Raw genomic sequence first — 24,355 nt, 5'->3', positions numbered from 1 at the left:
GGCAGAAATAGTCTTTCTTGAGTGATCACTCAAGTATATATTTGAGCAATCGTTCAAAAATTGGTGAAGGTGATGCCTCGCAAACCCGAATATGACCGTGATGACCTGATTGCCCGGGCCAGGGATATCTTCTGGCGTCAGGGTTGGGCTGGCACATCCTTGAAAGACCTTGAGCGCGAGTTGAAGTTGAAACCCGGCAGTTTCTATGCGGCATTTGGGTCCAAGGACGCGCTTTACGGGCTGGCGTTGGACCGCTACGCGCAAGAGGGTGTCGCGCGGCTGAGGGCATTGGCTGACCGGGTAGGTCCGCTCGAGGCTTTAAAGGCGCAGCCGCGTTTGGTTATTGAGGCAAGCGGAGCGCCCGCGAAGGCTTGTATGTTGGCCAAGACCTACGCTGAATTGCAGGCCAAGGATCACGAGCTCGCCGGTCGGGCGGGTGTTCTGATGTCCGAGATGAAGGCCTGCTTTGCAGAGCTGTTCCGTCAGGCGCAAGAGGCCGGGGATATCGCCCTAAGCCACGATCCGAACCGACTGGCGACGCGCTATCAATCTGACCTTTTGGGGCTGCGGTTGTCGGCCGAGCGCAGTGATGTCGACGCCCATGAAATCGCAGCGGATATAGCGGCCGATATCGACCGTTTATAGGGATTCGGCAGTCAGCTGCCGAAAGAAACTAAATCACGCAAGACCGACACAAAATGTTGGGGTAGCGCGTGACAATCCCCCCCAGAAAACGTATAAGTTACCAAAATAATATAGGTACTGACGGCATGTCCGAAGACGCACAGGCACCCCAGGAATACGGTGCAGATTCCATCAAAGTTCTCAAAGGGTTAGAGGCAGTTCGAAAGCGCCCCGGCATGTATATCGGGGATACGGACGATGGCTCGGGTCTGCACCATATGGTGTATGAGGTCGTTGACAATGGGATTGACGAAGCGCTGGCCGGTCACGCGGACCATGTAACCGTCAAAATCCACGCGGATTCCAGCGTCTCGGTCAGCGATAACGGTCGCGGAATTCCCGTCGATATTCACCCCGAAGAAGGTGTGTCCGCAGCCGAAGTGATCATGACCCAGCTGCATGCTGGCGGCAAGTTCGACAGCAATTCCTACAAGGTGTCCGGCGGTCTGCACGGCGTGGGCGTTTCGGTGGTGAACGCACTGTCCAACTGGCTGGAATTGCGAGTCTGGCGCAATGGTAAGGAGCACGTTGCGCGGTTCGAAGGTGGTGAGACGGTCGAGCATCTGAAAGTTGTCGCTGAGTGCGGTGATCGGACCGGAACCGAAGTGCGGTTTCTGGCGTCGTTGGATACGTTCTCAAACTTGGAATATTCATTCGAGACGCTGGAAAAGCGTCTGCGCGAACTGGCCTTCCTGAACTCGGGTGTACGGATCATTCTGATTGATGAACGCCCGGCAGAACGGTTAGAGACCGAATTGTTTTACGAAGGCGGCGTCAAGGAATTCGTCAAATACCTGGATCGCTCCAAGACCTCCGCAATGCCCGAACCGATCTATATCAAGGGTGAGCGCGACGATATCGGTGTCGAAATCGCCATGTGGTGGAATGACAGCTATCACGAGACAGTCCTGCCCTTCACCAACAACATCCCACAGCGCGATGGCGGAACCCATATTGCCGGTTTCCGCGGTGCGCTGACCCGGACCATCAACAACTACGCCCAGACCAGCGGGATCGCGAAAAAGGAAAAGGTCAGCTTTACCGGCGACGATGCGCGCGAGGGTCTGACCTGTGTGCTGTCGGTCAAAGTCCCCGACCCTAAATTCTCGTCCCAGACAAAGGACAAGCTGGTGTCATCCGAAGTGCGCCCTGCAGTCGAAGGTCTGATGAACGAAAAGCTGGCTGAATGGTTCGAAGAAAATCCGAACGTGGCCAAGATTATCGTTGGCAAAATTATCGAGGCTGCTCTGGCCCGTGAAGCCGCTCGCAAGGCGCGCGAGCTGACCCGCCGCAAAACGGCGATGGATGTGAATTTTCTGGCTGGCAAGCTCAAGGATTGTTCGGAAAAAGATCCGACCAAAACCGAAGTCTTCCTGGTTGAGGGTGATTCCGCAGGCGGATCAGCGCAAACGGGCCGCGATCGGCAAACTCAGGCAATTTTGCCCCTCAAGGGTAAAATCCTGAACGTCGAACGTGCACGGTTTGACCGGATGTTGTCATCTCAGGAAATCGGCAACCTCGTCATGGCGCTGGGCACAGGGATCGGGCGAGACGAGTTCAATATCGAAAAGCTGCGCTATCATAAAATCGTCATCATGACCGATGCGGACGTCGACGGTGCGCATATCCGGACATTGCTGTTGACGTTTTTCTACCGGCAAATGCCTGAGCTGATTGAGGGCGGTTATCTCTACATCGCCCAACCGCCGCTTTACAAAGTGGCGCGCGGAAAATCCGAAGTGTACCTGAAAGATCAGGCGGCGATGGATGAATACCTGGTCAATCAGGGTGTCGAAGGGGCCGTGCTGAAGCTCGGTTCTGGCGAAGAGACCCTGGGACAGGATCTGACGCGCATTGTCGACGAAGCGCGTCAGTTGAAGCGCGTCTTGGACGCCTTCCCAACCCATTATCCACGCCACATCCTGGAACAGGCCGCCGTTGCAGGTGCCTTTGTGCCGGGCGCGGTTGATGCAGATTTGCAAGGCGTTGCAGACAAAGTCGCCGCGCGTCTCGACCTCATCGCGCTGGAATACGAACGCGGTTGGCAGGGTCGGATCACACAGGATCACGGAATTCGTCTTGCCCGTATTTTGCGTGGCGTAGAAGAGGTGCGTACCTTGGACGGTCCGATGCTGCGCTCGGGCGAGGCGCGCAAGACCGGCAGCTTTACCCAAAGCCTGCAAGAGATCTACAACACCCCGGCAACGCTGGTCCGTCGCGACCGGTCGCAGGCAATTCACGGCCCGCTGGATCTGTTGCGCGCCATTCTGGAAGAAGGTGAAAAGGGCTTGTCGCTGCAACGCTACAAAGGTTTGGGAGAGATGAACCCGGATCAGCTCTGGGAAACAACGCTGGACCCGGATGCACGTACGCTTTTACAGGTGCGGGTGGACGACATGGTTGAAGCGGATGACCTATTCACCAAACTGATGGGCGACGTGGTGGAGCCTCGCCGCGAGTTTATCCAACAAAATGCTCTGAGCGTGGAGAACCTGGATTTCTAGGATATTGTAGGTTTGCGCATAACACTTCGCGCACTCCATAAGTTTGCGTAGTTCGCCCATAGTTTTGCGTTCTAAGTGATGAGGAGTCGCAAAACCATACCGAAGCCGCAAGTGTTGATCGTAAGGAGAGCATCCCAACAGTCCCTTTCAGTTGTCTTTTTAACAACCTAGCAGATCCGGGAAAAAAACATGGCCACTTTTCTTGGCGAAAGATGCTTTTCTTAGCAGAAACGGGCAACCAGCGTTGCGCCATTGCGATGGCTGCTTTGTCCGCATAGCGGCCGATTGCCACGTTTCGTTGGATGTCAGCTCCGAGCCCAAACTGCTTGATGCTGCACGCGCGCCAAACGGCTGCTTTGTGCGGGGTCTTTACCAGATCAGGCACCCCGCACTTCGGAAATCGATGTTTCGCCAAGCTTCTGGATAAGGCTCTGTTCGATTTCCTCAAGGACACCGGATACGCGTTTTTGCAACGCGTGCTCGACGGAACAGGCCGGGGCTTCGCTGATCTCGTCAGACGCAACCAAACGTTCATCAAGCGCGAGGTAGACATCGGCAAGGGAAATATCCTGCGGCGAGCGCGCCAAACGCCAGCCGCCTGCGTGACCCTTCTCCGAGGTCAGCAGACCCGCCTCTCGCAACCTTCCTAGCACGCGGCGGACCACAACAGGATTGGTGCCCGCGTGATCTGCGATATCGGACGACGTCCGCACGCGGTCCGGCTCCCCGGCCATATGGCTGAGAGTATGCAGGGCAAGCGACAGGCGAGAGTTTCGTTTCATGCGCGGTTTTTCTCCAAACGAAACATACACGTAACTTTTGCAGTTGCATTAGTCTAGTAACTGCGTAAGTTGCGAGAAATATCACATCAGCTTTGGAGCGGTTTATGTCAGATGGACGCCTTCCGGTCACGGTGCTTTCCGGCTTTCTGGGTGCGGGAAAAACAACTCTACTCAATCGGGTTCTCAATAACCGGGACGGAAGACGCGTTGCGGTCATCGTGAACGACATGTCGGAGGTGAACATTGATGCGGATTTGGTCCGGGCGGACACCGAGCTTAGTCGAACGAACGAGACGCTGGTGGAGATGTCAAACGGCTGCATCTGCTGCACCTTGCGCGATGACCTGCTTGACGAAGTGCGCCGCTTGGCGGCAGAGGGGCGCTTTGACTATCTTCTGATCGAATCCACCGGGATATCCGAGCCACTGCCTGTCGCCGCAACATTCGATTTTCGGGATGAGTTCGGGGCTAGCCTGTCAGATGTGGCCCGGCTCGATACGATGGTCACGGTGGTTGATGCCGTAAACCTTCTGAACGACTACGCTAGCCACGATTTCCTGAGCGACCGTGGTGAAACAATGGGTGAGGAAGACGAACGTACCCTTGTGCATCTGCTAACGGACCAGATCGAGTTTGCCGATGTCGTGATCCTGAACAAGGTCGATGACGCAGGCCCTTACAAGGTAGATGCGGCACGCAAGATCATCAGAAGCCTCAATGCGGATGCACAGATCATCGAGACCAACCAGTCGCGCGTTGCGGCAGAGAAGATCCTCGACACAGGCCTGTTTGATTTCGAACAGGCTCACGAACACCCGATGTGGGCGAAAGAGCTGTATGGTTTTGCCGACCATGTGCCTGAAACCGAGGAATATGGGGTTGCGTCATATGTGTATCGCGCCAAGGCCCCGTTTATTCCCGAGAAAATCCTGGTCGCTTTAAACGGAGACATGCCCGGCGTCATCCGAGCCAAGGGGCATTTCTGGATCGCGACGCGGCCCGAATGGGTTGCGGAGTTTTCGCTCGCGGGATCGCTGTCGAGCGTCAAACCCATCGGGACCTGGTGGGCGAACGTGCCTCAGGATCGGTGGCCAGAGCATGTCGCAGCATCCGATTACATCAAACAGCATTGGGCGGAGCCTTGGGGCGACAGGCGGCAGGAGTTGGTCTTTATCGGTGCTGGCATTGACTGGCCCGCTCTTAAGGCAAAACTGGATTCCTGCCTTGTTCCTGCTGTCTTGGCGGGCGGACCGGACGCCTTGCCGCTTGACCTGCCCGACCCGTTTCCGGGGTGGCGTCGGGTCGAGGACGCGGCATGAATTTCGTCAGGAAGACCGTCAAGGGTGCGGCAATCGGTGTTGGGATCGCAGATGATCCAGCTGCCTTGAGGACGTTTCTGGAACCCGGCTGTGCCGCTGCGATCTGGCGTCGGCAAACGCCGCCAGAGATACAATCCTGGTTGGATGGTGTTGACGCCAACGCTCTGCCGCAGGGTCGGGTTATCCTTCCGGTGCATGCCGTCGGTGAAACGGTCCAGCACCTCTTTGACATGGCCAATTTGCCCGCCGGGGCGGAACGCGACTGGCTTCAGGCGGATATCGTTGGGCTGGCCGACATGTACTCAGACCTAATGACCGCCAGTTTCTTGCGGCTGCGGTTGGACGTGGTAACCACCAACGCCTGTCGCAGGTTTCACATTGACGCCATCACCGCGCGGCTTGTTTGCACCTATCGAGGCGCTGGCACACAATACGGGATATCGACCGACGGCGCTGACCCGAAACGCGTGTTCACGGTTCAAACCGGCTCGCCCATCCTTTTGCGCGGCACGCTTTGGCCCGGCGAACCGCCTTCCGGTCTGCTGCATCGTTCACCCCCAATAGAAGGGACAGGCGAGACCCGGCTGGTCCTTGTAATCGACCCGGTGACCGATCCGGAAGACGAGATATGATCGGCAATCTTGGACAAAGCAGCCTACGCCGCAAACGTCGATCAGGTGATCCCATGTCGGCCTACGATAGCCTGCCCGCGCCTCTGAGACTGTGGATGTCAGAAGCTGCCTTACCCTGGTCTCCGGCATCTGCACGGCGTTTGTGGTCGAAATCGCGCGCCAAAGGTCTGACGAAAGAAGAAACGCTGGCGTCGCTGAACGCGGCCGAGGCTAAAACACTTACCCGAGATCGGCATTCGACACTCTTTGATTTCAATCAGCAGAACTGAAACGCTTTACGAAGAGCTGCCATTGGTGAAGCCGCAGCGAAAGCGCAGTTTGTCAGCACACGAGACATCGAGTAATTTTCAACGAACGACGGCTCCGCGGACTTAGCGGACATTAAGAAAATTCCTTCCCAAGAAGGTTCCATCGGGTGCCTTCAGAAAGCCGATACCGAAACGCTCATTCGCTTTGGGACCAATCTGTGGCCTACTCGTCGCCAGGATAAGGAAACTCTTGTCCAAGGGCTTCTTCGGCTTCTTTGTAGATGCCTCTCAGGGCTTCATCTACGCCACCCCATGTGCCTTCGGAGATGAACTCCGAATAGGTCATGTCCTCAACCGCGATGCCGGTACTCTCGCTAAAGGTTTCCCGGTCGGAAGCTTGAGGCGGCTGCGGTTCACCCGCCAACGGCGGCGACCATGTTTCCTCTGCGGCCAAAGCCAACCGGACGCGAATGTCATCCTTAGTCACATTCCAGACCATGAAGTCCTCGGCCAGGCTGAGTGGCCCATCATAGGTGGTTCGGATCCGGTCGTTGATCTCGGCGGTCGTGTCGAAGTCTTTGAAGAAGTGGTACGCCACGGCCATGCGGGGTTGGACTTCAGTCATGACCTTGCCAAAAGCCTCGGGAGCTGTGTGAACCTGCGTACCCACGAGCAGCGCGCTTTCCGGTGTGAAGCCCATTTTCGCGACCATCGTGGGCACCGCGACAAACGCCTCATGAACCGCGATATCTGCGTCTTTCGCAAACTCCAGAAACCACGTGTTCGGGAAGGTGTCGCCGCCGAACACGAACTTCAGATCGTTCCATTCGAGGCTATAGCTGACCGGACCATCGAGAGCGTGAATGGCCGGGAACGAACGGATCACCACACCATTGTCTTCGTAGACAATCTCGTTCTCGCCACGATAGTCAAACTCGGTGACTTCAAGATCGTACCCTCTGAAATCAACCAAACCGACGCGTCCCGCCAGGTCCCAGGCGTAGACCTGCTTGAGAGCGGTGATAGCTGCCTCGGTTCCAAGTGCTTCGCTGGGCCCGCTTGGTCCCCAGACCCGAAGCGGTTTTTGCCGACCCATGAGAGCGCCACCGATCCAAATCTCTGCCAGTGCACCAAAATGATCGGCATGCAGGTGGGAGATGAAGATCTTGTCAAGGAAGTCGTAAGGGATTTGCAGTGACGAAATCCGCTCAGCTGACCCTGCACCAACATCAAACAAAAACTTGTCGCCGTTACCTAGCTCGACAAGGAAACAGGCTGCTGCCTGCGCGGCCCGCGTGGTGGGCATCCCTGTGCCGCATGCGATGATCCGCATCTCGTCCGGCTCTAACCCTTCTGTTGTCGGGTAGTAGGTGTCCCTTTCCGCAAGAGGCTCCGTTGGGGATACGTCCTGAGCAGTGGATTGAAGAGGCAGCAAAGCGAAGGTTGCCGCTGCAGCGGCTACGATAAGCCGTGGAAAACTGCGCGAAACTTCGTCAGAGTGGGAATGTGAAAACACGAGGACCTCCGTTGGACATGAAGCTTTGAGCAAGACTATAGACCAAACTGTACCACCTGGTCTAGTTGGAAGAGCCGAGCCGGTGGCGAAGAAGACTGCACGCTCCACTGGTCGCGTTTCAAAGCGCGATTGGCTGGAAAAGGCACTCGAGGTTTTTGTACTGGGCGGTATTGAGGCGGTCAGAGTTAATGACCTGGCGAGAAAGCTGGACGTTGCAAAGAGTGGCTTCTATTGGCACTTCCGAGACCGCGCCGAGTTGCTCGAAGCGATGAAACACTACTGGGTGGACGAGTTCAGTCGCCAGTTAATTGAAGGGACCCATTCCCAAGATTCTACCCTGCGTGACCGTCTGATTTCTCTGGTCAAAGCAATCCGGAGCAAGGAAAGCGGCAAGCTCGACCTTGCATTTACGGCTTGGGCCCAAACAGATCCGAGCATCCAAGCACTGGTTGACCAAGTGCGAGACATAAGGGTCGCGTTCATAAAGGAGCTTCTAAGTGAAACAGGCTTCAGCGATGCCGAGGTCATATCACGTGCCAGAATATTCGTCGTCTACGTTTCATGGTCGGAGGTCATGTTTGACCATGACGATGACGGGCTTGTCGGTGAGGAGCTAGACATAGTTCTCGACATCCTTATCGGATGAGGCAATCCCAACTCTTTAGCTTGGGGCATGGTTTGTCCGCTTCGGGCTCGGTGCAGTCATTCGCTGCACTCGTCGTGAACGAACGCAAGGCGGACGAAGCTGCCATTCTTCTGAGCGAAGTGAATATACCCAGATTGACCGATCGCTCCTCGGAATTTGCTGCCATTGTATTGCCAGACCTCAGGAACCAGCCTTGCCGTATAAATACGTCATGTCCGGTTTTTCTGTCGCATAGAAATGCACCCAAATGTAGGCGTGGCTAAAGGCTGCAATGATGAGGGCTGCAGCCGAATTGAAGCCGATTGCAATGGCCCAGAACAACAAGAAGGCATAGAAGTACATTCCATTACTTGTAATTCGGAAGATGCCCTTATTTACCAACGGCATTTCACGAAAACTTTGATCGAAATGGTCACCTCCCGCAGCCCGAGACATTCCAAAATACCGCTTCACGCTGTGCATCGCGTAAAGTCCGGGGAAAAGAAGGATCAAGGTAAGAATAATTCTGGGCGTCGCTGCGAAACACAAGCTTCCTTTGTCCAGCAAAGCTAACGAAGCAAGTGACACAAATCGGCCGGCAAACAGCAGAAAAAACACCCACAGATAGCCCTTGAAACCGATTGATCTGCTTGTCATCGACGTCGTTAACTCAAGTCGCCAAGCAAGCCAAACCCAAATTTGATGCAGTACCGGAAAGGCAACGGCGATCCAAAATGCTACAGGGTGCGGTTCACCAAGAAAATTCCACACAATCGAAACGATTAGCAAAAGAGCAGAGAGAACGCTGAAGTGCAGTAGTTGCCCTTGCCACAACCCCGGTGGCTCTGTGTTCTCTGGTGCTTCCTCCATTCAATAAATCAACAGTTTTTGCCTCAATCGTGCCGTTGCTACATTGAAGTATGGCAACTGATAATGGTCGGCGCAACATTTCCGCGTTGTGCCTGGAGCGTTCGCTAAGATTTACCGACGTTGTGATTGCTTTCTGACGAAAGCCAGCGTTCGATCACCGTCGGTATAGACTATCGTGCGCCGCGACGAGAGCGTGACGGACGTAGGCCAAGAAGATCTCGCCGTCGATCACAATCTGAGCGCCAGCGCCATTCAAGCGCGAACCGGCCACGATAGTCGTGATCTTATCGAGCGAGGTGGCGGTTGAGAAACTGCGCTAGATCGCGCCATGCCGCCTCAGCTTCTGGAATCACCGGTGGGGCAATTTGAAAAACGTGCCACATACCTTCGTAGACATAGAGACTGTTAGTGATCCCCGCATCGGTTAGTTTGCGCTGCAAGCGGGCGGCATGACTGAGAAACTGGTCACGTGTGCCGGTGGAAATGTAAGTTGGAGGAAAGCCCTTGTTGAAGTCGTCATATATGGGCGAGATTCTTGGATCTTGAAGGCTTAGGCCACCAGCATACAGCTTGGCAGCAGCAACCAAATTCTTGTCATAGTCAATAAGAGGATCGTGGCCGCTTGCCAAAAGCATCGAGTCGCCGGTCTTGCTCACGTCCGCCCACGGAGAAATGAGGCCCAAAACAGCAGGCATAGGCATACCATCGTCCCTTAACCTTAGCACTGATGACATCGCCAACCCTCCGCCGGCTGAATCTCCAGCAACTGCTATGTGTTGAGGACTGTGGTTCTTAAGCAACTCCTTATAGACGTCAAGAAATCGGTCGCGTGCGGCGGGGAATGGTGCCTGCCAGGCCAAGGGGTAGCGCAGACCAAGAACACGCACGTTCATCAAATCGGCGATCATGGCCAGCGCGCCAAGATGATTTTCCGGTCGACCCTCAACATATGCGCCACCATGTACATATAAAACGATGCGCTCATCATTCTGGATTTCAGCGTTCTTAGGCGTCACCAAAATGTGCTCAGCTTCGGCAATCCTTAGTAATTCGATATTTACAGGCCACAACTTGAGAACCGCTGCGACGTCATCCATCAACTCACCGGGCTTAAGCGGTGATGCAAACTCCTCTTGCCATTCCTCGATAGAGCTCGGTGCCGAGGCTGCTGGTTCGTTGTTCTCAATGTAGTTGCGGGCCGGATCGCTGATGGTCGAAGGAGCAATCGTCTGCGACACCGCTGGAGTGAACAGAAAACCCGTGGCCAACCCGATCATCAATGTCCGCCCAGTGTTCCAAATCATGCCGTGACAATTCCCTTACCGTAAGCTTTTCGCGATAGTAACGCCGCCGAAGATGAGCTTCCAAGCAGTTTCTGTCATCATGCAGCTTGGGAAGCAGTATGGTGGCCAAGGGGTCTTGTCAGAAGGATTTGAGTTGAGGCGGGCAGGTTTGTTCCGTAGCCTACACTGATGACGAAAACAGATCCTTTCAAGGGGTTTCACAGCAGCCCCGAGGGTCTTTTCAGAAGAACTTGGGTTGAGGCGGGTAGGGTGCTCTCTTAGCCCTCAAGCGTGAATAAACAATCGCCATTCAAGTACTTCAAGACCAGTCCCGAGGTCATTCGTCTTGCAGTGATGCTCTACATTCGGTTTCCGCTTTCGCTTAGAAAATTGGAAGATCTGCTGCACGAACGCAGGATCGATGCCAGTCATGAAACCGTCCGATATTGGTGGAACAGGTTTGGCCCGATGTTTGCTGCTGAGATCAGACGAAGGCGGGTTCAGCAGCTGCGCGCATCCTCCAAATGGAAGTGGCACGTCGACGAGTTTTTCGTGAAGGTGAATGGCAAGCGGCATTATCTTTGGCGGGCGTTAGATCATGAAGGCGAAGTGCTGGACGCAGTCGTCACCCAATGCCGAAACAAAGCTGCAGCATTGAAATTCCTTAAGAAGTTAATGAAGCGACGCGGTAAAGCGGAAAACGTCGTCACGGATCGCTTCGCATCATATCGGGCCGCTCGTAGAGAGCTTGGTGCTACGGGAAAACAGCAGACTGGCAGGTGGCTCAATAACCGCGTCGAGAATTCGCACCTCCCGTTTCGACGACGCGAACGCGCCATGCAACGTTTCAGGCACATGCGCAGTTTACAGAAATTCGCCTTCGTCCATTCCTCCGTTTACAACCATTTCAACCAGGAAAGATCGCTAGCCAGCCGAGACATCTTCAAGCTGACCCGCGCCGCCGCTATTAGCGAGTGGCGTCAACTTTGTTCCGGATAGGTTCGCAGTTTCTGCGGCAAACTGAGACCGGTTCGAATTCGTCTGACAGCACCTTTTTGAGAATTGGTTGATTGTTGTCAGTATTGTTTGTGCCTGAAAACAAAAGCCACTACATATCGTCATTTGAAAACGTCGTTGCTTTTTGAGCTGCGGGTAAAGGAAATCGCGTTTGGTTCCTGTACTGCCTCTGTGCCAAAATTCCTACTTTAGTTCGTTTAAGAAGGTTTCCAGCAAATCAGCAAGGTTACCCCCTGCGAGGCTCATAAATATGTCAAACTGATTATCACCGGATTCACCACCTGCGAGGTCAGATAGGGCCCGGAAAGCAAGGAAAGAAACACCGTTCGCCTCGGCAACCTGAGCAATTGCGCCCGTTTCCATATCCAGGACTCGTGCATCAAATGTGCTGTGAGCCCACTTGCGGAAGTCTTTATTGTCAACGAAAGCAGTTCCTGTCACGCCGCCTCCGCCGATATGAACTGCCGGCTTATGGTTTAATTCTCGCCCCTCAACATCTGTGTTCGCAAGTTTAACCGTCTTTGCCGCCCTTTTGGCAGCTGCAAGATAGTTGCTGTCGACCGGAAACCAAAACCGGCTTTTTCCCTGTCCAGAAAGCTCTTCAAACACGCCGATGTTAAGCGTGTGCATCATGCCAAAGTTTGGGAAATCAGATGATAGAAATGGAGGGAGATCATAACCGTTGTCAGTCTGTCTGGCAAAGGCCATTTCCATGTACTGTCCCCACTTGGTGGGAACGACGATATCCCCGATCGACAGCGCGGGATCAGCACCCCCCGCTACGCCTGAAACAACAATCCCTTCGATATCAAAATGAACAAGCGCTAACTGTGTCGTCATGGCAGCGTTTACCATTGAAACACCAGAGGAGAAAAGCAAAACGGGTGTTCCGGAAAGCTCGCCTGCAACAAACTCACGTCCGATGATTTGGTGAATCTTTGGGTTGACCAAGCGGTTGCGCAGTACTGCAATTTCAGGTTCAAAGGCGGAAATGAGTGCCATGCGAGTAACATCATTTTCTTTTCCAGTTGCGGAGGAAGCTCCCGTCAGTACAGCTAGTGACACAGCTATCAGTTTCCTTATCTTCGGTCGGTTTCCCAACAGGTTACTTGTCTCTTTACCTGAGTCGTTTAAGCATTCCGCGTTGAATTTTCTAGGGTCAGGACCTACACATCGGCTCAGACCTCAACGGCAGCTTCTACCAGCCGCGGACGTTCGAAAAAAATGCCCCTATGACCGGGTCGCGGGACAAAACAGCCATATGCAACCGAAGTGAAAGCAGGCCGTGTACCGCCACAAATTGGTCAGTCGGCGGGCACTCTAGTCCAGTTCGTTTACGTACACCGCCCCATTGAGCATGACGAGGTCAATCGTGTCGATTGGTTCCCATTCCTCTGGTGCGTCGAACCACTGATCAGTACCGCCAATTACGGTGATGTCCTCGAGCGGGTTTCCGTCCACCAGAATAAGATCAGCGTATGCCCCAGCCTCGATCACACCGAGCTTGCCAGCCTGATAGGGGTTCCTTGGCCCAGACATGGCGATCATTTCCCCGGCGGTCGAAGTCAACTGCTTCAACACTTCAAAATTGCTGTCGAATGTCTGCGTCCGCCACCAGATTTCATAGCGTCGCGCTCGTTCTGCATCGGCGAACTTGCCGACGTAGTCAGAGGCAAAGACGACTTTCACGCCGTTCTTGAGAAGGTTGCGCCCAAAATCAGCGTACTGTTGGCCGAGTTCTTCCACCAGCGGGATTTTGTCTGCTGGCATAAGAGGGTTGCGTGCGAGGTCAGGAGATATACCCCACATTTGTGGGACCATGTAACCGCCTTCCGCTGCGATACGCTGCATGGTCTCTTCGGAAATGAAGAACCCGTGTTCAAAAGTTTTGACGCCGCAATCAAGAAGTCGGTTAACGGCGCGGTCAGTGAAGGTATGTGCCGCGACGTATGTTCCCCAATCCGCCGCCGCGCCGGTAATTGCGCAGATTTCATCTTCGGTAAATTGCGTCGTGTCGATTGGGTCAAAGCGCGATGAGCCTCCGCCGCCGCCCATGATCTTGATCTGTGTGGCACCGTTACGCAGGTTCAAGCGCGTGGCTTTCAGCGCATCGGGTACTCCGTCTACGACATTACCAATACCCATGCGTTCAAAATTAGAAAGGTCGCCGGCATCTTTAATCGAAAAACCTGCGTCAGCGCGGTCGCGGAAATCACCGTGGCCAGAAGTCTGAGAGATGAAAGCGCCAGATGGATACAAGCGTGGGCCGACCACCCGACCTAGATTGATTGCTCTGGCCAAGCCAAACGCAGGACCGCCCATGTCCCTCACGGTCGTGAACCCATCTCTGACAAACCGTTCAGAAACGATGACCGCGTTGTAGCTGATGTCAGTAATGTCGAGGTCGCGCTCTACTGGCCCGAAATCATCGTTGATCATGACATGAGCATGGCCATCTATCATACCCGGCATGAGAGTGCGGCCACCGCCATCGATTACAACAGCATCCGGTGCATCGATGGTGCCCTCTGAAACCTCACTGATTAGGCTGCCTTCGACAAGCACGCTTCCTGCTTTCAAGCCATCGTTAACGCCATCGAAGATATTGATGTTTGTAATAAGCGTTTTCTCAGGCCGCTCTGCGTCGAAAATCATCGCAGGCAATTCGCCGGGCGCATATGCACTGGAAATGTCCGACTGCGCAGCGGCCTCCAGTGCTGTTAGCGAAACGCTGGCGGCAAGAGCGACCAGAAAACCTGATTTTGAAAAGGTCATGATAGTTTTCCCCCCCGTCTTTCTTACGAGTAGCATGCGCCTGTTAGACCAAACAATAAATGATTGGCATGTCAGGCGACGCGCTGCGCTAAAGAGAAACCATCTGACGTGCGCTCCAAAGGGCAAAATCTCGTGGATGGACCACGGGTTTTTTTGACCGCTTTGGGCTCAAGGCAGACGTTCGCTACGCAGCGCATCAATGACCGCTGTGCAGACAAAGCAGTCATTCGTAGAATCTCTAAAGACGAAGATGCAAATGCGTGATAGCTCCAGATTATGGCCACGACATCTGCGCGAAATCGAACGCCCATCCCATATGCATTTGCGGTTATTGGTGTACTTTTTGCTTCAATCTGTTTCGGGCTGGTTCCCTATTTCAGCCGCAGCCTGACCGAACAGGGTGTTGCACCCTATGCGGTTGCATTCTACCGCTACATTGTTGCGGCTCTTCTTCTGCTTCCTGTTCTCATCGTGCACCGAAAAGAATGGCGAGAGATCACTTGGGGTCTTTCCGCCGGAGCCGTAATGGGTCTTGGTTGGATCGGATATGTAACGGCGCTGGAGAAGCTGCCCGCTTCGACAGTGGGTGTGCTTTACATGACCTATCCGGTGTTCACCTTAGTTATTGCTTGGGCTGTGTTTGGCGATGCACCCACGCGACGCGCCATGTTGGCCGCTGGTCTGATTGTGGTGGCAGCTGTCATTGCTGGCTCGCCTGCGTCAGTGGCTGCGGAACACCTACCAGCGCTGCTGCTATCCCTTGCCGCCCCATTTGGGTTTGGCTTCGGAATTTGCGTCTTGGTACACAGGTTGTCACGGATTACGCCGCTGGCACGTATCGCGTCAGTTTCTCTGGGGTCTGTACTGGGCCTCGCACCGCTCATCCTTGGTGCCGAGGTTGGAGAACTTCTCCCAAGGGAACAATCCGATTGGCTTTTCATTGTTGGTATTGGTCTGGTTACCGCTTTCGTGCCCCAGCTTATCTACACGATATGCTCACCTGTTATTGGGGCTTCCCAAACTGCGGTCGTCGGAAGCATCGAATTACCCACGATGTTTGCCGTGGGATATCTTGCCTTTGGCGAAGCCATCTCTTTGCCTCAAGCTTTTGCATGTGCCTTAGTGCTGGGCGCAATCGCGATCACAAGGAGTAGAAAGACGCGCACCGTATCTACCGTGCTCGCAAAATCACCAAGGCGGTAGTACTGGGCTCGGTGCTGCCGTTCTTTGAGGTGAGCATCACTGGCTGCTTGCGGCTCGAAGCGGGTAGCGAACGTTATGCGCTAAAGGACCGACGTTGACCGGGGGGAGATGTCGGTCCATTTTTGTTGTAGTGAACTCTCGTTTAGCAAAGGACCTCCAGCTTATGAGGTACTTCAGGATCGTTGCAAGCATAGTCATTTCTTCGGTTGCAACGATATCTGCGGCCGAAGAATTTTCGGACCTTGGCAAAGACCTATTTGTTGAGCATTGCGCCAGATGTCACGGAATCGATGCAACAGGAAAAGGGTCTGACGCCATTGATTTGAGAACACAGCCTGCTGATTTAACAAAGATTTCCGAACGCAGGGGGGGCGTGTGGCCCATGTTGGAGGTCATGTCGATCTTGGACGGTTATTTGAAAGTTCAAGAACCTCGCGATGACATGCCTATAATCACCGAGTTGAATGACGGCCCTACTGTCGAATTCGATACGGGGAATGGTTTGGTTACGCCTATTCCGTCCAAACTTATCGAGGTTGCTGAGTATTTGGAGAGTATTCAGTCTCCGAAGCCGGAACGTTATGTTCCATGAAGTTCTGCTCCGCATTTGTGTACGATAAAGAGTGCTGCGTTGGGCGGGTGCCGTATCTGCCAAGAAGCAACGAATATGCGGATCGCGTTGTGGACGATGCCGTCGCGGCCTGGCCTAGCTTGCTTCAATATCAGGTCTCGCGCTTCACAGCGGTCTAATCCAAGACTTCTTGTAGTACCTCACCGCTCGCACCATTAGGACGTGCCGTGCTTAACAATGCAGACAGTGTGGATGCGAGAGCAGTTGTGCAAACCCGGCGTGCGACCCGTTGCGGTTTTAAGTTCGAGCCAGCAAAGATAATCGGCACATGTGTGTCACCGCGCCACGGCGACCCGTGGGTGGATGTGACGGACAGGCCATCGAAGTCTGCGATGAACCAGCCGGGTTTGAAGACTACGTATATGTTCCCGGATCGGGTGGGATGGTAGTTGTTGCGGACCAGGCGCATGATGTCGGTATCGGGCAGGAGGTTTGCTTCGATAGCCGTACTGGGGACGGCGAATGCCACATCGGGAAAGGATAGAAGTTCTTCTGCAATAGCTGACTCCAGCGTGGGTAAATCAATATCACTGCGAGCCAATACTTCGGGGGCGATATTGAGATAGGGGTGATTATAACCCTCAAGCAATTTCCCGGTGATCCCAAACCGCTCCTTAAGCATGGTTATCTGTTCCGTCGGGTCCCATGTGTCCGGAGCAACAAGGCCAGTTCGGATGCCAACACTCTCCAAATAGCCCGGCGCATCGGTGGTGCCGTGGTCCGCCGATAGAACGATCAAAACGTTTTCCAGTCCAATCCGTTCGTCGATAAACGCGAAGAGATTCATGAGAGTCTGATCGAGGCGGTATATCGTGTCCTCGGCTTCAAGACTGGAGGGGCCAAACACATGGTTGACGTAATCCACGGACGAGAAGCTGATCGCCAGATAATCCGTTACCGCGTCTTGCCCGATATCCTCGGCATCAATCAATCGTTTGGCAAATTGCGCCGTCAGATCGTCACCAGCGGGACTAAGCGTTAAAAAGGTCGTAAAGTAGGGATCTTCCAGCGGGTCAAACCCATTTTGCGTCGAAGAATAGCGATGAGGAAAGGTTGTGCCGAACCCGGCGACATCCGTCTCCCATGGTTGGTTGTCGCGGTCGCCAAAGAGATAGGCCTCCTTTGGGTGCATCAATTCCCAAGAGGTTCCTTGAAAGGAAGCGCTCGGCGATGCGTCATTCCAGGCGGAAACCCAATCCGGGTATTTGTCGTAATAGTAGGAGCTTGTGACAAAACGGTTTGCGGCTTTTGAGAACCAGAAGGCTTTGCCGCTTTCTCCCGCCATTGTTATAGCCCCACGGTCTTTGATTGAAACTCCAAAGACCTTGGCCGCACCAGCAGTGGAAGCGCTTAATTCGTCCGAAAGCGTTGTAACAAGCATAGCGCGTGGTGACCGCCCATCTGTGCCAGCTGCCGCCTGTGTTGGGTCAATTTCAATATCGTCATTTACGCCAGCACCATCTCCAAGAAGCGGAGCGGTGCTGTCTTCAACGTTGTAAACAACACGGTCCAAAGTTCTGTCGAACCAGATGTTTCCGATCATCCCGTGCACTGCCGGTGTTGCCCCGGTCGCCAATGTGGCGTGTCCGACAACCGTCTCTGTATTGGCATGGCAATGATGGGCGTCCAGATAGTGTACACCGTTTTCTAGTAAATACTTAAGGCCACCCACCCCAAGATTCTCAAAGTAGCGTGTCGGCAGATCGCCCCGAAACGCGTCAACGGTCAGCTGCAAAACGAGACGAGGAGGTTCTTGTGCATACGCAGGAGCGATTGCAACCAACCACAAAGACAAACAAGCTCTCAGTGTTTTGATCATAATGCTTCCTTTCGCTGTAGTGCGCAGCAGGTCAGTCGCGACTGCAATTGCGTACTAGAAAAACCCTCTTCAATACCAAACTGATAGTAAAAACGCTTGACGTCTACTTGTTCCGACTTGTCGCGAAAGAGCCTGCAACACCCAAACCGGGGTTCATACAAACAATTGCTTGGCACTGAGGTGCCCGGATCGGTTTTGATCCAAAACAAGGCTTTGAGTCTTTTGAGATACTAAACTATGCGCCAGAAACCCAGTTTCAGGTGAAACGCTATGACAAAAAACCTATCGGTTTTTCTTATTTTGGTTGGTTTAGCAATTGCTGGTGCATTGCTGTATGCCGTTGTTGCCGAGGATGGCGATGAATTGCCGGTCGGATTGTTTGTGGTCAGAGTTTTTGGAACCGAGCCTGCCTTGCGTCCAAGTCGACGGCTAAAATGGGCTCAAGTTCAACGTCTGCCCATTTCAATCCTCTGAGCGCTTATTCGGTTCAGCATCCGTCGCAGCCATTTGGTTTACGATGATAGTCAGCGATGTTTCCTTGCGCATCCAGGGAGAAATCGCAGCAGTCGTTGAAGAGTTTGTGTAGGTAACGACGGCTGGCCTGCACCTGGGATTTGAGCGTCGAATAGCTGATGCCAAGCTCTTCTGCATAATCCTTTTGTGAGGTGTCTTGCAGATCAACTCGAGTTAGCAAACGACGCATTTCGGCTGGTAGTGCTTCGATAAAGGGTGCGACACAGCCTTCCAGCACATGTGTATCGTCATAGTCCCTGTTCTCGTACCAGAGGTCTTCCGGGATAACTGCGTCTGAGCGTCCCTTGCTCCGGTAGAAGTCAATGATCGTGTTGTTCGAGATCTGAAACAGCCACGACTTCAGGCTCTCAGCCTTGTCGAGCCTTCCGATACTCTTATGAGTCTTGAGCAATATCTCCTGAAGCAGATCGTCGACATCATCGCGATTTGATATCTTAGAGCGGAGGAAGGCAGTCAGGCTGGCGCGGTACTCCGACCAGACACCCTCCAAATCAGGGGTCTCTTGCTTCATTCGATTGACCTCCTCTGTCACTGCGTGGCAGGTAATAAAAACACAGTTATTTCTGATAGTTGCATTTTTTCCTTCCAAACAGTTCGTCTTTTTGCGTCGTCACTCGTCTTACAAGTCGGATCAAACAAGAAGGATTGCAACCATGATCAAGATCGTCAGTTTCAAAATCTGTCCCTTCGTGCAGCGTGTCACCGCAATGCTGGAGGCGAAACAGATTCCCTATGACATCGAGTATATCGACTTGAAGAACAAGCCCGAGTGGTTTTTGGACATTTCGCCGACAGGTCAGGTGCCAATGCTGATCACAGAGGCTGGCCAATCGCTCTTCGAGTCTGACGCTATCATTGAATATATCGACGAGATCTCAGCACCGATTCAATTGGGGCTGACAGCTGAACAGCGCGCGATCAACCGGGCGTGGAGCTATCAGGCCTCCAAGCACTATCTGGTGCAGTGCAGCATGATGCAGAGCGGAGACAAGACTGTGCTGGACGAACGCGAGGCAAAGCTGCACAAATCTTTCGAGAAGGCGGAACGCCAATTGGGTGATGGTCCTTATTTCTCAGGGGACGCATTGGGCAACGTGGATCTCGCTTGGCTGCCGTTGCTGCATCGGGCGGCGATTGTCGAAGATCACAGTGGCTACGATATGCTAGCCCAATTCCCGAAGGTGAAAGGCTGGCAACAGGTCCTGTTGGAAACCGGCATCCTAGCAAAATCCGTGCCTGAGGATTTTCATCAAAGGTTTTCGGATTTTTACCTGGCCGAACGGACATGGCTTGGGCGCGGCGCTAGTCTGAATGAGCCTCACAGCAAGCCCGAGCACAATAAGGCTGGCGGTTGCTGCGGGTGATTTCATCGATCCCATCCCGCCCGTTTGCCTTAGGCAGATGGGCGGGCGCATAGTTGATCAACTTTGTAAGACACCAGAGCGAGGACAATATGGATCGATGGGTTGCAGGCGCTATTGCCAAAATCAATGCGGACGCACACAGGTCAGCAGATACGCATCTGTTCAAGCTTCCGATTTCAAGGCTGGGTGATGTAGACATCTATCTCAAGGATGAAAGCACCCACCCAACAGGTAGCCTCAAACATCGGCTGGCCCGGTCGTTGTTCCTCTATGCGCTCTGCAATGGTAGGATCAAAGAAGGCACCACGATCATCGAAGCCTCGTCCGGCAGCACGGCAGTATCTGAGGCTTATTTTGCGCGCATGATCGGCGTACCTTTCGTCGCTGTCGTCCCGGAAAGCACCGCGCAAAGCAAAATTCGTCTGATAGAGTTTTATGGCGGCCAAACCCATTTCGTTGCCTCGGCGCCAGAGATGCACGGCACATCAATCGAGCTGGCGAAGTCTATTGGTGGGTACTTCATGGACCAGTTCACCTATGCCGAGCGCGCGACCGACTGGCGCGGCAACAACAACATCGCTGAAAGTATATTTCGACAGATGGAGTGCGAACCGCACCCGATCCCCGCAATGCTGGTGATGAGCGCCGGCACAGGCGGAACGTCAGCCACGCTGGGACGGTACATCCGCTACAAGGGATATGATACCGAACTGACAGTGGTTGATCCGGAAAACTCAGTGTTCTTTGACAGCTACCAGACCGGGGATCGGAGCATGACGTCCGATACGTCCAGCAGAATCGAAGGGATTGGCCGACCTAAGGTCGAGAACTCGTTCCAACCGGGCGTCATCGACCAGATGATAAAGGTGCCCGATGCGGCAAGTGTTGCGACGATGTTGTGGCTTGAAAAGACGATAGGAAGGCGGGCGGGTGCCTCGACGGGCACCAATCTCTGGGGTGCACTCCAGGTTGCCAGGGAAATGAATGCCGCTAATAGGTCCGGTTCTATCATCACGCTGTTGTGTGACAGCGGGGAAAGATATCTGGATACCTACTATGACCCAGAATGGGTTGGCAGCCAATTCGGAGACATTCGACCCTACACCGAAGACTTGGAAGGTTGGATGTCCTAATATTGACAATTGCAGCGCCCGGTCTGAGGCCAGAACAATCAACATAGGAGCGGTTCCGATCAAGGTTGCAAGCTGGCTCAGTAGGCGTTCCGGGCCTTGACCGGTCATCATGAAGGTCATGTACTTGAGCGGTTGCTCACCTGTCACACTCTATGGAGCCGAGACTGTGGTTGGCATAGGCTGTCCAAATACCTGAAGGGCAACTCAGCTATTCTCAACACCGGGGAAAGTTCAAAGTGACTATTTACCTTATTCGACATGCTCAATCAGCTTTCAATGCTGTCTACGATCCCAAAAAGCCAGATCCCATGATTTTCGATGCACCAATCACAGCGCTGGGAGAATCTCAGGCTGCGCAAGCTCGGATCGAAATCAGTCATCTTGATCTTGCAAACGTCATGGTTTCACCGTTTACCAGAACACTGCAAACAGCCCATTTGATTTTTGGAAACAGGTTACCGTTTCAAATCAATGCCACGGTGCGAGAGCAGCTTTGTAACAGCTGTGATGTTGGAAGTCCGCCTCATAAACTTGCCAGAGTTTATCCTCACCTTGATTTTGATCATCTTGATGACTGCTGGTGGCATGACGGAGATAAAGACCACAGAGGCATCTCTGTTGAACCCCATGAGACCTTGCAGGAAAGAGCGGACGGGTTCGCCGAGTTTCTCAGGCATGAAGGTATCCACTCCACAGCAATTGTTACTCATGGAAACTTCATTCGGGCGCTGACAGGTATCCAACCCGAAAATTGTGAAGTGATAAAATTCGACCCTCACTAAGTTTTGAATTGAGTCGCCCCATTTGAGTGGTTCAAATTGAAAGTTAGTGCATGGTTGGCCTTTGGTTTATCGGGACGAAGACTTTCGGGGCTGGTGGGCGGTAGCCCAGAGCACTGTGGGGTCGTTTGGTGTTGTAGTGTTTTCTCCAGTTTTCGATGATGATTTGGGCCTCAGATGCCCTTGGCAGATTCTAATTCACCAATAGGGCAATCATAAAATGAAATTGACCAGTCACCGATATTAAAAGTCACCTGTTCTGTCGCGGACCTTGAAACCGCTCTCCATGATAAGCGTTGTGGGCTCTTTTAAAGATGACACGACTTTTTTAACGTCTATGCTCTCAACGCCTTGGGACAAATACGTTTTAAAAAAGTAGCGCGCGTTCGCTGTGTCAGCGGCTGACGTCCATAACGTGTAGTCAGTGTGGATGCCATCGCCAACCGCCTCGCGAATAGAGCCCTTTGGAATGTCGAAAACGTTCAAGATGTGGAACGCATTAAATATTGCGTCGTCCACATCATCAGACGGGAGAGATGTGTTTGCGAAGGCAACCGCGCGGACAAATCGAGCTGGGGAGGAATGGTCACCCGGTAATCCCAATAAGCCGCTGCCTTGTCCGAATGGCGCGATGTTTTCTGAGCCTACTGTCATCGACCCGCGATTTTCACTTTGAAGACCGACGTAATTTCTAAGGTTGGTCAGTTGCCAATCATAAGATGGGTTGTTTGTGACGGCATTAACTGTGTTGTCAAAAACCGTAAGGCCGCTCTCGGTGTACTCAATAACAATTGAGGCACCTGATGAGTCTGTCACTGCATAGTGAAATGGCGCAAATCCGTCAATTTCGGCCACATAAGTACCCACGACGTCAATAGAGGGAAGTGCCGTCTTAACTTCAGCGACTGTGGAGAACTGACCAAGAATCCAGTTTCCCATTTCTTCGGATGAAACTGCACGGCCGCGATTTTCATCCGTCAGTTCAGAGAAGACCGCGTCACCGGCAAAGTAAAAGGCGCCAAAGTATAAACCTTCTGTGTTCACACCATCGAACACAATTGGCATATCCAATCCGTTTGCACCCAGAAAGCCGTATTTTGCGTCGTACGAGAAGCCCGACTCATCAGGATTCAAACCGAGTGTTTCAATCGATGTCCCGGCTGGAACCGCAAAAATATTTGACTGAATGTCAAAACCAAACTCCATGGTCCGCGCAGGCACTGTTGTGCCGTCTGTCGACTGAAGAATGATTCCTGTACATGCCAGCGCGGATTGAGCGGTTATAGCCACGACCAAAAGAGCCGAACTCACAAGCTTACTTAGATTCAAACCATTTCCTTGTTTCATTGGCCTTCTTTCCTTTTTGGTTTTCACACTGGCGTTAGAAGTACGGTAGCGAAACTGAAATAGATTAAAATAACAACTTACTTGCCCGAGCCGGGTTCAAAGCCATCATTCGCTGTGATGATCGCGAATGACGATTTTTGGCTATTCGCGTGGGTCAATGCATATCGTGCGAACGTCCGGATTGTCCCGCATTTCGACCATAGGCACAGCTGGAGGCAGATGATCGCTTCCGTCAGTTTGCGAATGAGGCGCGTGCTTCAAATTTGGGTTGAACATTGCAATTGGAAATGTACTGTTGGCTGACAAACAGTGCTTTAAAGTTGATGGAATCGCCCGAAAACTACCATCAGTTGAATGAAACTTTTCAATCGCGCAAACATATGGGAAAGTCGTGCAAGTTTATGCGCAAATGCAGCGCAAGATTATAGGCGAATACGCTCGAATTTCCTGAATGAAATCAATGATAGGAATGCAGCATTATGTGAGCACCTACAGATATTGTAGGGACGCGCACAAACGTGCACGAACCCCATAAGTCTGCATGATTTGCGCATTAGTTTGCGCGATTTCAACTCAGAAGTGCAGAATGCCGACGTCATTTCTGCTATTGGGTGATTCTTGAGTTCTAGGCTTAAGGCAAGGATAGGGTTGCAGGTGTGTGCTCCCGGTGGGTTTTGCGCATTGATGAGCTCAACAAACCACTAGGTTTATCCTACGGGTCTGTGGTCTCCTGACTTTAGAACTTGTTCCATCATGCGCATGAGAGCTTCGTGAAGACCTGATTTGAAATCGTCATCTGAGGCGTACTTCTTGTACAGGTCGATTTCTCGCCGACGTTCATTGCGCATTGCTTTTTCAAATAGTGCTTCACTGGCGATGCGTCGATTTTGTTCGTCAGGGTTGGATACAACCTTGTTCTGAAATGCAGGGTCGCTCATTGCGTGGTTGAGGATGTTGATCAGCTTGATTCTTTGCTCCTCCGGTGTTGCATTCCAGCCATTGAAATAGCGTTCGTTGAAGGCGGCTACGATCATGTCTAAAGGGTCTTTTTCTGGGTCATCGTGACCACCTCGGGGATATGGATTTGGTGGATCAATCTCACTGCCAGAGACATCCAGGCCGATTGCGTGACCAATCTTCACCCGCTCCAGACCGTAGGTGGTTAGGTTCTGGACCCATTAATTTGGTTGTCGCCCTCTCGGTTGCGTGATTCAAGCGCCTGAGTTTCAGGGGTATATCATGAGCAACCTATTCTGGCTGACGGACGAACAGATGGCACGTCTTCAGCCT

At 53.0% G+C, this 24,355-nt stretch carries 23 protein-coding genes and 1 pseudogene; 13 read left to right on the top strand and 11 right to left on the bottom strand.

Annotated elements, in window-relative coordinates; all coding sequences use genetic code 11:
• Nucleotides 1–72: 72 nt before the first annotated feature.
• A complete protein-coding gene (locus tag DK510_RS05420; RefSeq protein WP_109311325.1) occupies nucleotides 73–645 on the top strand; it encodes a TetR/AcrR family transcriptional regulator in 573 nt (190 codons plus the stop codon).
• 125 nt (nucleotides 646–770) lie between these two features.
• Nucleotides 771–3,188, top strand: coding sequence for a DNA topoisomerase (ATP-hydrolyzing) subunit B (gyrB, locus tag DK510_RS05415; protein WP_109311254.1), 2,418 nt, complete (start codon nucleotides 771–773; stop codon nucleotides 3,186–3,188).
• A gap of 377 nt (nucleotides 3,189–3,565) precedes the next feature.
• Here the strand turns inward: gyrB and DK510_RS05410 are convergent, their stop codons facing one another.
• On the bottom strand, nucleotides 3,566–3,970 hold the full coding sequence (locus DK510_RS05410; protein ID WP_109311253.1) for an Rrf2 family transcriptional regulator: 405 nt from the start codon (nucleotides 3,968–3,970) through the stop codon (nucleotides 3,566–3,568).
• A gap of 104 nt (nucleotides 3,971–4,074) precedes the next feature.
• Between DK510_RS05410 and DK510_RS05405 the strand changes: the two genes are divergently transcribed.
• Genes DK510_RS05405 through DK510_RS05395 form a run of 3 tightly spaced genes read left to right on the top strand, consistent with a single transcriptional unit; the run spans nucleotide 4,075 to nucleotide 6,190 of the window.
• Nucleotides 4,075–5,289 carry a GTP-binding protein gene (locus DK510_RS05405; protein ID WP_109311252.1) on the top strand — a complete coding sequence of 405 codons (1,215 nt, stop codon included), beginning with the start codon at nucleotides 4,075–4,077 and terminating at the stop codon, nucleotides 5,287–5,289.
• Nucleotides 5,286–5,921, top strand: coding sequence for a DUF1826 domain-containing protein (locus DK510_RS05400; RefSeq protein WP_109311251.1), 636 nt, complete (start codon nucleotides 5,286–5,288; stop codon nucleotides 5,919–5,921). Before DK510_RS05405 ends, DK510_RS05400 begins: the two co-directional genes overlap by 4 nt.
• The gene (locus DK510_RS05395; RefSeq protein ID WP_109311250.1) at nucleotides 5,918–6,190 is read left to right on the top strand and encodes a DUF6525 family protein; all 273 of its coding nucleotides are present in this window, start codon (nucleotides 5,918–5,920) and stop codon (nucleotides 6,188–6,190) included. Before DK510_RS05400 ends, DK510_RS05395 begins: the two co-directional genes overlap by 4 nt.
• A gap of 202 nt (nucleotides 6,191–6,392) precedes the next feature.
• Here the strand turns inward: DK510_RS05395 and gntH are convergent, their stop codons facing one another.
• Nucleotides 6,393–7,685 (bottom strand): guanitoxin biosynthesis MBL fold metallo-hydrolase GntH, encoded by a 1,293-nt coding sequence (gene gntH, locus DK510_RS05390; protein ID WP_160116461.1) that lies wholly within the window; start codon nucleotides 7,683–7,685, stop codon nucleotides 6,393–6,395.
• Nucleotides 7,686–7,710: 25 nt separating this feature from the next.
• Between gntH and DK510_RS05385 the strand changes: the two genes are divergently transcribed.
• Nucleotides 7,711–8,331 carry a TetR/AcrR family transcriptional regulator gene (locus tag DK510_RS05385; RefSeq protein WP_160116460.1) on the top strand — a complete coding sequence of 207 codons (621 nt, stop codon included), beginning with the start codon at nucleotides 7,711–7,713 and terminating at the stop codon, nucleotides 8,329–8,331.
• 180 nt (nucleotides 8,332–8,511) lie between these two features.
• Here the strand turns inward: DK510_RS05385 and DK510_RS05380 are convergent, their stop codons facing one another.
• Together DK510_RS05380 and DK510_RS05375 are read right to left on the bottom strand one after the other, a co-directional pair.
• Entirely contained in the window at nucleotides 8,512–9,180 is a 669-nt protein-coding gene (locus tag DK510_RS05380) for a methyltransferase (RefSeq protein ID WP_109311247.1), read from the bottom strand.
• Between the two features lie 284 nt (nucleotides 9,181–9,464).
• On the bottom strand, nucleotides 9,465–10,457 hold the full coding sequence (locus tag DK510_RS05375; protein WP_160116459.1) for an alpha/beta hydrolase: 993 nt from the start codon (nucleotides 10,455–10,457) through the stop codon (nucleotides 9,465–9,467).
• Nucleotides 10,458–10,754: 297 nt separating this feature from the next.
• On the opposite strand from DK510_RS05375, the gene DK510_RS05370 reads away from it, so the two are divergent.
• Nucleotides 10,755–11,462: an IS6 family transposase gene (locus tag DK510_RS05370; RefSeq protein WP_109311245.1), complete on the top strand. Its 708-nt coding sequence runs from the start codon at nucleotides 10,755–10,757 to the stop codon at nucleotides 11,460–11,462.
• Nucleotides 11,463–11,663: 201 nt separating this feature from the next.
• Here DK510_RS05370 and DK510_RS05365 read toward each other — a convergent pair whose 3' ends face one another.
• Both DK510_RS05365 and DK510_RS05360 read right to left on the bottom strand, forming a co-directional pair.
• Complete coding sequence (locus DK510_RS05365; RefSeq protein WP_109311244.1) at nucleotides 11,664–12,482, bottom strand: 5'-methylthioadenosine/S-adenosylhomocysteine nucleosidase; 819 nt, start codon at nucleotides 12,480–12,482, stop codon at nucleotides 11,664–11,666.
• A 318-nt stretch (nucleotides 12,483–12,800) separates the two neighbouring features.
• Nucleotides 12,801–14,255: an amidohydrolase family protein gene (locus tag DK510_RS05360; RefSeq protein ID WP_200833215.1), complete on the bottom strand. Its 1,455-nt coding sequence runs from the start codon at nucleotides 14,253–14,255 to the stop codon at nucleotides 12,801–12,803.
• A gap of 276 nt (nucleotides 14,256–14,531) precedes the next feature.
• Here DK510_RS05360 and DK510_RS05355 point away from each other — a divergent pair, with 276 nt between their 5' ends.
• A complete protein-coding gene (locus tag DK510_RS05355; RefSeq protein WP_109311243.1) occupies nucleotides 14,532–15,458 on the top strand; it encodes a DMT family transporter in 927 nt (308 codons plus the stop codon).
• Between the two features lie 163 nt (nucleotides 15,459–15,621).
• The gene (locus tag DK510_RS05350; RefSeq protein ID WP_109311242.1) at nucleotides 15,622–16,050 is read left to right on the top strand and encodes a cytochrome c; all 429 of its coding nucleotides are present in this window, start codon (nucleotides 15,622–15,624) and stop codon (nucleotides 16,048–16,050) included.
• A 154-nt stretch (nucleotides 16,051–16,204) separates the two neighbouring features.
• On the opposite strand, the gene DK510_RS05345 is transcribed toward DK510_RS05350, so the two are convergent.
• Complete coding sequence (locus DK510_RS05345) at nucleotides 16,205–17,908, bottom strand: alkaline phosphatase family protein (RefSeq protein WP_109311241.1); 1,704 nt, start codon at nucleotides 17,906–17,908, stop codon at nucleotides 16,205–16,207.
• A gap of 270 nt (nucleotides 17,909–18,178) precedes the next feature.
• Between DK510_RS05345 and DK510_RS22945 the strand changes: the two genes are divergently transcribed.
• Entirely contained in the window at nucleotides 18,179–18,382 is a 204-nt protein-coding gene (locus tag DK510_RS22945) for a hypothetical protein (protein ID WP_200833214.1), read from the top strand.
• 13 nt (nucleotides 18,383–18,395) lie between these two features.
• On the opposite strand, the gene sigZ is transcribed toward DK510_RS22945, so the two are convergent.
• The gene (gene sigZ, locus DK510_RS05335) at nucleotides 18,396–18,953 is read right to left on the bottom strand and encodes an RNA polymerase sigma factor SigZ (protein WP_109311240.1); all 558 of its coding nucleotides are present in this window, start codon (nucleotides 18,951–18,953) and stop codon (nucleotides 18,396–18,398) included.
• A gap of 142 nt (nucleotides 18,954–19,095) precedes the next feature.
• Here sigZ and DK510_RS05330 point away from each other — a divergent pair, with 142 nt between their 5' ends.
• The 3 genes from DK510_RS05330 (at nucleotide 19,096) to DK510_RS05320 (ending at nucleotide 21,721) form a co-directional block, all read left to right on the top strand.
• Nucleotides 19,096–19,806 carry a glutathione S-transferase family protein gene (locus DK510_RS05330; RefSeq protein ID WP_109311239.1) on the top strand — a complete coding sequence of 237 codons (711 nt, stop codon included), beginning with the start codon at nucleotides 19,096–19,098 and terminating at the stop codon, nucleotides 19,804–19,806.
• A gap of 89 nt (nucleotides 19,807–19,895) precedes the next feature.
• Nucleotides 19,896–20,939 (top strand): PLP-dependent cysteine synthase family protein, encoded by a 1,044-nt coding sequence (locus DK510_RS05325; protein WP_109311238.1) that lies wholly within the window; start codon nucleotides 19,896–19,898, stop codon nucleotides 20,937–20,939.
• A 236-nt stretch (nucleotides 20,940–21,175) separates the two neighbouring features.
• Nucleotides 21,176–21,721, top strand: coding sequence for a histidine phosphatase family protein (locus tag DK510_RS05320; protein WP_109311237.1), 546 nt, complete (start codon nucleotides 21,176–21,178; stop codon nucleotides 21,719–21,721).
• Nucleotides 21,722–21,764: 43 nt separating this feature from the next.
• On the opposite strand, the pseudogene DK510_RS05315 reads toward DK510_RS05320, so the two are convergent.
• The 3 genes and pseudogenes from DK510_RS05315 to DK510_RS05305 form a co-directional block, all read right to left on the bottom strand.
• Nucleotides 21,765–21,893, bottom strand: a pseudogene (locus tag DK510_RS05315) (integrase core domain-containing protein); the annotation flags it as partial.
• 68 nt (nucleotides 21,894–21,961) lie between these two features.
• On the bottom strand, nucleotides 21,962–23,065 hold the full coding sequence (locus DK510_RS05310) for a linear amide C-N hydrolase (protein WP_109311236.1): 1,104 nt from the start codon (nucleotides 23,063–23,065) through the stop codon (nucleotides 21,962–21,964).
• 707 nt (nucleotides 23,066–23,772) lie between these two features.
• Complete coding sequence (locus DK510_RS05305; protein WP_109311235.1) at nucleotides 23,773–24,207, bottom strand: hypothetical protein; 435 nt, start codon at nucleotides 24,205–24,207, stop codon at nucleotides 23,773–23,775.
• Nucleotides 24,208–24,355: the final 148 nt, after the last annotated feature.

Origin of the sequence: Ruegeria sp. AU67 (assembly GCF_900312795.1) — a bacterium.
Classification (GTDB): domain Bacteria; phylum Pseudomonadota; class Alphaproteobacteria; order Rhodobacterales; family Rhodobacteraceae; genus Ruegeria; species Ruegeria atlantica.
Note: the sequence above shows the minus strand (reverse complement) of the source record. Positions and strands in the feature narration are given on the sequence as shown.